We start from the raw sequence: 10,200 nt of genomic DNA on the forward strand, positions 1-10,200 counted from the left end.
CTCTATGTACAAACGGGTCACACTACGCGATACGGTCGAGGTACCGCCGGAGCATCTGGCAGACGTCACGCCGGATCTCGTGAAGAAGTTGCTGCAGGACAAACTCGAAGGACGCGTCGACGAGGACGTGGGCTCGGTCGTGTCCGTCATCGACGTCCACGATATCGGCGACGGGGCGGTGCTCCCGAACGAACCCGGCGTCTACTACGAAGCCGAGTTCGACGCGCTCACCTTCGACCCACAGATGCAGGAGGTCGTCGACGGCGAAGTCGTCGAGGTGGTCAACTTCGGCGCGTTCGTCGGCATCGGGCCAGTCGACGGACTGTTGCACGTTTCCCAGATCTCCGACGAGTATCTGGCCTTCGACAGCGAGGGCCAGCAACTCGCATCCAGTGAGTCCAACCGCACGCTCGGCACTGGCGACTCCGTCCGCACGCGCATCGTCACGAAGAGCATCGACGAGCGCAACCCGCGGGACTCGAAGATTGGGCTGACCGCAAAGCAGGTCGGACTGGGCAAGCACGGCTGGCTCAAGGAGGAACGCGAGAAGCGCCAGGCCCAGGCCGAAGCGGGTGATAACTGATGGCCGATCGACTCGTCTGCCGGGAGTGTCACCGCGTGCAGGAAACCGAGGAGGCCGAAGCCTGTGACGCCTGTGGTTCGACGTCGCTGACCGAGGACTGGGCTGGCTACGTCGTCATCGCCCACCCCGAGCAAAGCGAGATTGCCGACGAGATGGAAGTGACAGAACCCGGCACGTACGCGCTGAAGGTGCGATAAGTGAGCGAGACTGTCGTCGAACTCCCCGAATCGCTGCGCTCTGACCTCAAAGAGCCACTCGGCTCGATTTACACCGACACTGACGAACTGCTCGACGCTGTCGGGTCGTCGCCGCTTATCACCGTCGGCGACGTCGTGACCTACCACGTGCTCGAAGCAGGGCGGACGCCGACCGTCGCCGTCGCGGACGAGCGAACCGAGCGCGCCGCCGTCGACGAGACAGTCGCACGCGTCGTCTTCGGGCACGACTACGACCGCGAACTGGTAGTGACCAACCCACCGGCGACGCTCACCGCCGACCTGCTCTCTGCGCTCGCGGAGGCGCTCAACGGGGACGGCCGGACGCTGCTCGTCGTCGACGGCGAGGAGGACCTGGCGGTGCTACCGGCTATTCTCGCCGCACCCGAGGGTGCGAGCGTCGTCTACGGCCAGCCCGGGGAAGGGATGGTCCACGTTCCGGTCGACCGACAGTCACGCGAGCGCGCTCGCGACCTGCTCTCGCAGATGGACGGCGACGCTGCCCAGCTGTGGTCGCTGCTCGGCGTCCCGGCGTAGGAATTGTCGAACTCCGTAGGTGTGTCTGACGCACGTCAGCCGCGCGTGCGCTGCGTTTCAGGTGGAACGACTCGACGAGCGGCTATATGAAGAGCTGTCTCGATGCTGGTCACCGCTTCGAGGAAGCAGGCATCTCGAAGAGGTTGCAGACCTGACAGCCGACTGGTTCGCCGAGTCGCGACAGTACTTCTCAGTGACTGAGAACGATCCCAGATATAATAACACCTCGCTGTAATCTAACACTTGAGTGTATTATGAATAAGAAAGTCGTCGGAATCGACACCACCAAGAGAGGGAAATGAGTATGCATCTCGGTCAGGTTCGGCGAGGAGTCAACGAATCTGACACTGATGACTGCTCGCCACTGTCTTCGAGTGTCAATATGATATAATACCGATCCCGGACACGTACACGCTGACGCTCAGCGAACACCCGACAGAATGAACCGACAACGAGACATCTTGTCCCTTCCAACGTTTACTGCTCTAGATAGTTACACCGTGCTTGCTGACCAGCGACGGGGGACGAGCATCCAATTAGACGAGACGTACTTTTCTGGACAGTTACGCGCTATCGATGCATTTGACGGCGATACGGAGCGGTCCTCGAACGCAAATCACAAAGAACGACTGCGAGACATTCGCGAATCGAGACGGACATACGAGCGTATCGAGGTCGACGTTTCGTCACTTACCGAGGAAAGTCTCCGGACTGCGTCGGCGAAGTTTCGCCGAGAGTTACAGCAACTTCCGGAAGTAAATTATCTCAAAGATCAGTTTCCAGGTCGGTGTTTCGTTGTTCCGGAGTGGCTACAGACCGGGAACCTCCTTCAGTACGGGGCACGCATCTATCTCTTTCAGAGTGACGATCCGATAACGCCGGAAGAGATACTCCAGCGAAATATCGATGCACTCGTGAGCGACTCGTTTTATAAATTCGAACGGTATCAGGGACGACTACACGGCTACCCGGACTGCTGTATCGACTTTTATCACGAGCGTTCGTCGAACACTCCATCGCCAGAGTGGCGGTCGATCAATCCATTTGCTGACCGGATTACTGACGAGCCTCTCGGGAAAGATGCCTCTGTCTCGATCGATGATTGCCTGTCTCAATTCGCCGATTGGGATGGTCGCTATGCGTTCTTTGCGCGCGAATTCTTCCCCAGCCCAGGCTGTGAAACTGCACTGCTACAGGGACACGCTATCTATGACAACCTGTCGTCTGCGATGTTTCCCCGACTCGTCGAAGATTATTTCAAACTCAATTTTGGATATAATTACCTGGTTGCAAAGGCAGTCCATACTGGTGATTCTCACCGACCGATACCGGGCGAACTCGGATCGGAGCATCTCCTGTTTTATTTACCCCTACAAGACGTATTGACGACCTCTCGATATTCGTCAACGGGAGTAGGGTAGTACGCGTGCTATCAGGCCTATTTTGGCTAATGTTTCAAAAACACCATTAGTTATCACTTGGGGATAATTATGGTTTGTTATATCTTATTGGGCGACTTATTGTTCTATTGAGATGGCCCGCTCACGCCTTCCCGACGTAGACAGACGAACAGTTCTTCACTCGGTTGGCGCTCTCTCGACCGCCGGGTTGATTGGTCTTGCAGGGTGTGCTGGCGATGACAACGGTGACGGAAACGGCACTGATACAATTCCTGGAAGCGACTATCCGGCCGTCGACGAGTGGATGACCGAGACAGATATCGGGGATGCGGATGATACTTACGAGGGAGAAATTGTGGATCTCCGCGACGATAGTGACGTGACGATAGACGTCGGCGCAGAAGGAAACGGGGATGGGTACGCCTACGGGCCATCCGCAGTGGCTGTTTCGACTGGAACCGAGGTTCTGTGGGATTGGACTGGCGAGGGGAGCCTACACAACGTCGAAGCAGAACCGGACGACCAGATCGGTGAATCCGACTACGAGTTCAGCTCTGGGGAACCAGTTGAAGGTGCTGATAACGAGTACTCCTACACGTTCGATGAGTCTGGTATTGCGCTTTATCACTGTGAGCCGCACCTGTCGCTCGGAATGAAAGGTTCCGTCGTTGTGGATTGAACCGCCAAAACGCTCGTAGTGACAGAATTTCGGGGTTACGCCGAGCGTCGGTGACTCGAGCGCAATTCCATGTCGGTTCTGTCTACCGTCGCAACACCAGAATGTACCGGGTCAGCGACTTGTGAACGCGTCGGGTGAAGGCTGCTTCGGCCGTCCACCCCATCTCGCTCGCCGTCCGCGTCCACGGGCGGTCACCGACGATGACACACCGAGGGGCGACCCGGCGAACCTCACCGAGCGTGTCGGCGACGAGCTGGTGGAGGTCGCCTGCGATTTTCGACTGTCTGCCGTAGGGCAGGTCGAAGACGACTGCATCGACGCTGTCCCCGGCGAGTGGGAGCGCGCCAGCGGTACCCTGCAGTACCTCGTAGTCCCCGTCGAGCGCATCGTCGAGATTCGCTCGCGTGCCTTCGACCATCTCCCGCTGTACGTCGATTCCAACGATGTCGGCTCCGACCAGTCCGGCCTCCACCAGAATGCCGCCGGTGCCACACATCGGATCGAGCACCGTCGCGCTGGGGCGTGCACCGGCGATGTTGACGAGCGCGCGGGCGAGCATCGGGTCCATGCTCCCGGGCTGGAAGAAGGGGCGGTCGGTCGGTTTGCGCGCGGTGAATCCCCGCGTCGTCTCTGCGGCTAGCCAGCTCACGAGACAGGTTCCGTCCTCGCCGCCGGAAAAGAGCGCACGCACCTCGTGGTCGGGGTCATCGAGATCGACAGCGAAGCCCCGCTCGACGAGCACGTCCCCCAGTTCTCGCTCGACGCGCTGGGTGTCGACCCCCGTTGTCGCGCGAACGTCCACCGCGCGAACCGCGACTGTCCCCTCGCGCTCGATTGTCGCGGCGTCGAGAATCGCCCGCGCGTCGGACACGGTCGGGTCGCCCTGACCGACCAATTCGCTCGCGCGGTGCGTAAAGGCGAGATCAGCAAAGGCGTCGGTGATCCCACGCGCCGTCGCGAGTCCCGGCGCGACGTGGGTCACGTCGCTCGCGCGCTGGCGCGCCTCGTAGGTCGCGAACTCGTCGTCCTGCCCCGCGAGTTCGAGAACGTACACGGCTGAACTGACCGGGCGAACGACATGAGCGTATCGGTCTCTCGCCCGTCTGCACAGATATCTCCGCTCTATCCCTCGAATTGGCTCACACCGTTCCGCTCACTTCGTCGCTCTGACGGTTCTCGTCCCCATCCCACGAACCTTTATAAACCTTAAATACGATATTTAAGTCGAGACATGGCCGATCCAAAGGAAACCATCAATATCGAAAACGTCGTCGCCTCGACTGGAATCGGACAGGAACTCGATCTCCAGAGCGTGGCGATGGACCTCGAAGGTGCCGACTACGACCCCGAGCAGTTCCCGGGACTCGTCTACCGCACGCAGGACCCGAAATCGGCGGCGCTCATCTTCCGGTCCGGCAAGATCGTCTGCACGGGTGCGAAAAGCACCGACGACGTCCACCAGAGTCTGCGCATCGTCTTCGACAAACTCCGTGACCTGAACATTCAGGTCGAGGACGACCCGGAGATCATCGTCCAGAACATCGTCACGTCGGCGGATCTTGGGAAGAACCTCAACCTCAACGCCATCGCCATCGGACTCGGACTCGAGAACATCGAGTACGAACCCGAACAGTTCCCGGGACTCGTCTACCGGCTCGACGACCCCGACGTGGTCGCGCTGCTGTTTGGCTCGGGCAAACTGGTCATCACCGGCGGGAAACAGCCCGAGGATGCCCGACAGGCGGTCGACAAGATCGTCTCACGGCTCGAAGACCTGAACCTCCTCGAATAGCCGGGCTAGCGTCATCCTCGGCGCGTTTTTATCGCGGGACAGTGACGCAAGCGGGCGTTTTATATCCCAAGTCCCGGACATGATACGTATGGCTCAGTGTCCACAGTGTGGCGCACAGACTAGTGATGGCGCCCGCTACTGTAGTGAGTGTGGCGCAGACCTGGTGGAGACAGACCCACAACAGCCATCCAGAACAGAGCGGCAACAGCGACCGAGCGAGCGGGACAGACAGCAGGGCAGACAACGCCAGGGCGGCGGTCAGCAACCGCATCAGGGTGGCCAACAGCCCCAGGGCGGGCGACAGGGAGCGCAGCCCAGGCAGGGACAGCAGCCACAGGGCGGTGCCCAGCAGGGCGGCCGACAGGTGCAGGGTGGACAGCAGCAGGGCGGCCGACAACAGCCCCAGCGCGGCCAACAGCAAGGGACCAGACAGCAGCAACCAGGTGGCGGCGGGCCGGGACAGGCACCTGGTGCGCCCGGTGCTGGCGGGCCGAACGACCAGAGTCGGCGCAATCTCCTTCTGGCCGGTGGCGCGGCCGTCGCCGCCGCTGTCGGTGGCTGGTACTTCTTCGTCCGGGACGGCGGCGGATACGACGCCTCGACGCCGGAAGCGGCGGTTCGAACCTACATCAACGCGATCGATTCGACAAATATCGAGACCTACAACCGGATCATCCATCCAAACAGTCCGCAACTGCAGGAAGTCAGCGAGGGAGACCTGTCGTTTCTCGAAAATGTCGAGTACACCATCGACGCGATCCGGGTCGTCGAAGAGACTGGGACACAGGCGATGGTCGAGGCTGATATCACCGTCCAGGGACCAGAGGACGAACAGAGCCAGACACTAAATATCGAGCTTTGAAGGACAGACGGCGAGTGGAAAATTTATAACGACACCTTCTAGTGATCCACGCTACTCGACCAGCCGTTCGATCTCGGTGACGAGAATGTCGCTTGCACCCACGGTTTTGAGTTCGGAAATCGTCTCGAAGACGCGGTCCTCCGCGACGACGGCGTGCACGGCGACCTGGTCTCCGCCAGCGATATCCATCACCGTTGGGCCGCCCATTCCCGGAATCACGTCTTTGACCTTCTCAATACTCTCTTCGGGGACGTTCATCATCAGATAGCGGCGGTCCTCGGCGGCCAGAACCGATTCGAGCGCGGTCGCGACCTGCCGAACCTTCGGGTCGTCGGCGGTCGACTGGCGGGCGAACAGCCGAACCGAGGAGTCGAGCACCTCGTCGACGACCGCGAGCCGGTTCATCCGCAGCGTCGTGCCCGTCGAGGTGATGTCGACGATGCCGTCAGCGATGTCGACGTGGGGCGTGAGTTCGGTCGCGCCAGAGACCTCCACGATGTCCACGTCGACACCCTCGCGCTCGAAGTAGTTGCGAGTGATCTGGGGAAACTCCGTGGCGACCGAGCCACCGGCGAAGTCCTCGACTGTCTCGATGGGGCCGTCTTCCGGGGCGGCGAGCACGATCCGACAGGTTCCGTACCCGAGATCGAGCAGTTCGACGAGATCGACCGGAGATTCTTGGACCTGGTCGTAGCCGGTGATACCGATATCGGCGGCCCCGTCAGCAACGTACTCGGGGATGTCACTCGCCCGGGCGAAGAGCACGGTCACGTCCGGGTCGACGGTGTCGGCGTACAGTTTGCGGTCAGCACCGTCGACGAGATGCAACCCGGCGCGTTCGAGCAACTCGACCGTCGGGTCGTGCAGGCGGCCCTTGTTCGGGACGGCAATACGCATACTGCACCTTCTCCCGCCTCGGGCAATTGCCTTTCGACCGTGCGAACCACGAACACTCTTTTGTCTGCCCTTCCAAAGATAGACACAACGCGGGGGTCTGCGTTCGTGGCGCGAAAATCGCACCCCTGCGGGAGTACTATCGACCTATGTCCCACAACGCAGATGTCTTTCTCGGTGACCGACCACAGGCACGGAACGCAGCAATCGCAGTCGGTCTGGGGCTCCTCGGTATCGTCATTCTGCTCATCGTGAGCACCATCGTCGGGGTGATCGGCGTCACGCTCGGTTTCTCGCTCGGCGTTGCACTCATCGTGGGTTCGGTGTTCGGACAGTACATCGGATTTCTCGGTCTCAGTGTCACCTACTTCAGACGCCGCGGGTTCACGCGTGACCACATCACGTCCTATCTCGGCGTTCGCTGGCCGACGCTTCGCGAACTCGGCATCGTCATCGGGGGCTATCTTGCGATTCTCTTGCTCTCGCTCGTCATCGGGCTGTTCGTCGAATTTCTCGGCTTGGAGACCGCAGAGGGTGCGGAACGACAGGTCTCGGGCATCGAGAACCCGTCCCCACTGCTCGCGGTCGGGGCACTCGCGCTCATGTTTTTCGTCGTTGGCCCGTGTGAGGAGGTTCTCTACCGCGGGGTCGTCCAGGGGCGTCTGCGCGAACACTTCGACGCGGTTCCTGCAATCTTGATTGCCTCTGCCGTGTTTGCAGTCGTCCACGTCATCGCGCTCGCGGGGTCGGTCGCCGGTGCCATCGTCACGATAGGGATCCTCTTTGTGACCGCGAACGTCCTCGGCTTCGTCTACGAGTACACCGGCAACATCGTCGTGCCGACGCTGCTGCACGCTATGCACAACTCGATTCTCCTCATCGTCTTGCTCTATGGGCCAGAACTCGAACAGGAAGCTGCCGTGCTCGCTCCCGCACTGCTGACACCGCTCGGTCTGTAATTCTCCAAGAGTTAACTCGCCGTGTCTCGGAGTGGGGGTATGGAACTCGCGATCACGGGTGGCCGGGTGCTCCGGCCGGATATGTCCGTTGAGCGGGCAGACGTACTGGTCGACAGCGACGACGGAACGATCGAAGCGGTGGCCGACTCGGGGACCGTCGACGGCGACGAAGCCCTCGACGCGGCGGACGGACTCGTCGTTCCCGGTCTCGTCAACGCACACACGCACGTCGCGATGACGCTCTTTCGCGGCGCGGCCGACGACAAGCCACTCGACGCGTGGCTGCAAGAGGACATCTGGCCCGTCGAGGCGAACCTCCGGGCCGAGGACGTTCGCGCCGGTGCGCGTCTGGGCATCGCCGAGATGATCCGCTCGGGGACGACTGCATTCGGCGACATGTATTTTTTCATGCCAGAGGTTGCCGACGCCGTCGCCAGCGCTGGTCTCCGTGCGCGTCTCGGCCACGGCGCGATTTCCGTCGGTAAGGACGACGAGGCGGCCCACGAGGACTTCGCGGAGGCGCTCGACTTCGCTCGCGAGTACGACGACTACGCCGACGGCCGCGTCCGGACGATGTTCACCCCGCACAGTCTGACGACCGTCGACGGGAAATTCTATCGCGAGTACGTCCCAAAGGCGCGCGAGGCAGGGATCCCGGTTCACATCCACGCAAACGAGACGACCGACGAGGTCGATCCGATCGTCGCCGAGCGCGACGAGCGCCCGCTCGAATACGCCGACGACCTCGGCGTGCTCGGGGCGGACAGCTTTCTCGCGCACTGCGTCCACGTCGACGAGACCGAGATCGACCTGCTCGCGGCGCGCGAGACAGCAGTGGTTCACTGCCCGGCCTCGAACATGAAACTCGCGAGCGGGATGGCTCCCGTGCAGGATCTCCTCGATGCAGGCGTTCCGGTCGGTCTCGGGACTGACGGCGCGGCCTCGAACAACGATCTTGACCTGTTCGACGAGATGCGCGACGCGGCGATGCTCGGCAAACTCGCGGCCGACGACGCAAGCGCCGTTCCGGCACCCGCGGTGGTTCGGATGGCGACCGCGGGAAGCGCCGACGCGCTCGGATTCGCCAGTGGCCGGATCGAACCCGGCGCGAACGCCGACCTCGCTGTGGTCGACCTCGACGCCCCTCATCTCACCCCTGACCACGACCCGGTCAGTCACCTCGCGTACGCCGCCCGCGGGAGCGACGTTCGCCACACGGTCTGTGACGGGTCCGTGCTCATGCGCGACCGGGAACTGCTGACACTCGATGTCGAGGCCGTCACCCGCGAAGCGAACGAGCACGCGACGGCGCTGTTCGAGCGGTCCGCCGACTGATTTTCACTCTACAGTTGAGAATTAAACGACACAAAACGTCGATAAATCGTATCAGCCGGTCTCAAACGGTTTCAATCAGTTCGAACGTCCCCGAATTCGATTGAATTACTTGCGGGTTTAATACCTACTGTTGGACATTTTACTCTCATGCGAGAGAGACTGACTGCACTCGTGTTGGCACTCCTGATGGTCGGTTCCGTGGTTGCGATGGCCGGCGTCGGCGTCGCGGCCGCGGACGACCACGAGGACGGAACGACCGACGACGAACTCGACGCGGCGGGCGACGAGGATGATGAGACAGACGCCGGTGACAACGAGACGGACGCTGGCGATAATGAGACGGACGCTGGCGAGAACGAGACAGACGCTGGCGAGAACGAGACAGACGCTGGCGAGAACGAGACGGACATCGGGGACGAGATCGACTGGAACGTGAGCGACCAGCCGTTCGGGGTGACCGTCTCCTCGTTCGTCCACGCCCTCCAGAGCGGGAACATATCGCTGGCGAACCAGACGCAACTGACCTTCGGCCAGATCATCTCGGCGTTCGTGACCGCGAACAATCCCGGCGCGGGGCCGCTCGGAAACGTCACGCAAGGCCCGCCGGAGAACACGACACAGGGACCGCCCGAAAATGTGACGCAGGGGCCGCCGGAGAACGTCATGCAAGGCCCGCCGGATCATGCTGGGCCGCCAGATGACGGCGAACGGGGACCGCCATCCCACGCCGGACCGGGCGGTGACGACGTCGAAGAAAGCGAGGATGACGAGAGTGACGAAGAAGAAAGCGAAGAAGAGGAGAGTGAGGAGGAAGAGGATGAGACTGAAGAAGAGGAGAGTGAGGAGGAAGAGGATGAGACTGAAGAAGAGGAGAGTGAGGAGGAAGAGGATGAGACTGAAGAAGAGGAGAGTGAGGAGGAAGAGGATGAGACTGAAGAAGAGGA

General features: G+C 61.3%; 10 protein-coding genes and 1 pseudogene. 9 read left to right on the forward strand and 2 right to left on the reverse strand.

The window, feature by feature from the left end; all coding sequences use genetic code 11:
- Window positions 1–4: 4 nt before the first annotated feature.
- From ACMGFL_RS15260 to ACMGFL_RS15275, 4 genes are all read left to right on the forward strand, one after another.
- Window positions 5–583, forward strand: coding sequence for a DNA-directed RNA polymerase (locus tag ACMGFL_RS15260; RefSeq protein WP_436936389.1), 579 nt, complete (start codon window positions 5–7; stop codon window positions 581–583).
- On the forward strand, window positions 580–780 hold the full coding sequence (gene spt4 / locus ACMGFL_RS15265; protein WP_436936466.1) for a transcription elongation factor subunit Spt4: 201 nt from the start codon (window positions 580–582) through the stop codon (window positions 778–780). The genes ACMGFL_RS15260 and spt4 overlap by 4 nt, the downstream gene beginning before the upstream one ends.
- On the forward strand, window positions 781–1,335 hold the full coding sequence (locus ACMGFL_RS15270) for a GTP-dependent dephospho-CoA kinase family protein (RefSeq protein ID WP_436936390.1): 555 nt from the start codon (window positions 781–783) through the stop codon (window positions 1,333–1,335).
- Window positions 1,336–2,868: 1,533 nt separating this feature from the next.
- Window positions 2,869–3,414 (forward strand): halocyanin domain-containing protein, encoded by a 546-nt coding sequence (locus ACMGFL_RS15275; RefSeq protein ID WP_436936391.1) that lies wholly within the window; start codon window positions 2,869–2,871, stop codon window positions 3,412–3,414.
- Between the two features lie 82 nt (window positions 3,415–3,496).
- Here the strand turns inward: ACMGFL_RS15275 and ACMGFL_RS15280 are convergent, their stop codons facing one another.
- Entirely contained in the window at window positions 3,497–4,468 is a 972-nt protein-coding gene (locus ACMGFL_RS15280) for a methyltransferase domain-containing protein (RefSeq protein ID WP_436936392.1), read from the reverse strand.
- A gap of 177 nt (window positions 4,469–4,645) precedes the next feature.
- Between ACMGFL_RS15280 and ACMGFL_RS15285 the strand changes: the two genes are divergently transcribed.
- Both ACMGFL_RS15285 and ACMGFL_RS15290 read left to right on the forward strand, forming a co-directional pair.
- Window positions 4,646–5,206 (forward strand): TATA-box-binding protein, encoded by a 561-nt coding sequence (locus ACMGFL_RS15285; protein WP_436936393.1) that lies wholly within the window; start codon window positions 4,646–4,648, stop codon window positions 5,204–5,206.
- Window positions 5,207–5,294: 88 nt separating this feature from the next.
- Window positions 5,295–6,068 (forward strand): zinc ribbon domain-containing protein, encoded by a 774-nt coding sequence (locus ACMGFL_RS15290; protein WP_436936394.1) that lies wholly within the window; start codon window positions 5,295–5,297, stop codon window positions 6,066–6,068.
- 51 nt (window positions 6,069–6,119) lie between these two features.
- Here ACMGFL_RS15290 and hisG read toward each other — a convergent pair whose 3' ends face one another.
- Complete coding sequence (gene hisG / locus ACMGFL_RS15295; RefSeq protein WP_436936395.1) at window positions 6,120–6,965, reverse strand: ATP phosphoribosyltransferase; 846 nt, start codon at window positions 6,963–6,965, stop codon at window positions 6,120–6,122.
- Window positions 6,966–7,111: 146 nt separating this feature from the next.
- Between hisG and ACMGFL_RS15300 the strand changes: the two genes are divergently transcribed.
- The 3 genes and pseudogenes from ACMGFL_RS15300 to ACMGFL_RS15310 form a co-directional block, all read left to right on the forward strand.
- Window positions 7,112–7,921: a CPBP family intramembrane glutamic endopeptidase gene (locus tag ACMGFL_RS15300; RefSeq protein WP_436936396.1), complete on the forward strand. Its 810-nt coding sequence runs from the start codon at window positions 7,112–7,114 to the stop codon at window positions 7,919–7,921.
- 39 nt (window positions 7,922–7,960) lie between these two features.
- Complete coding sequence (locus ACMGFL_RS15305; RefSeq protein WP_436936397.1) at window positions 7,961–9,256, forward strand: amidohydrolase; 1,296 nt, start codon at window positions 7,961–7,963, stop codon at window positions 9,254–9,256.
- Between the two features lie 147 nt (window positions 9,257–9,403).
- Window positions 9,404–10,200, forward strand: a pseudogene (locus ACMGFL_RS15310) (hypothetical protein); the annotation flags it as partial.

This window comes from Halovenus marina (assembly GCF_051414115.1).
GTDB lineage: Archaea > Halobacteriota > Halobacteria > Halobacteriales > Haloarculaceae > Halovenus > Halovenus marina.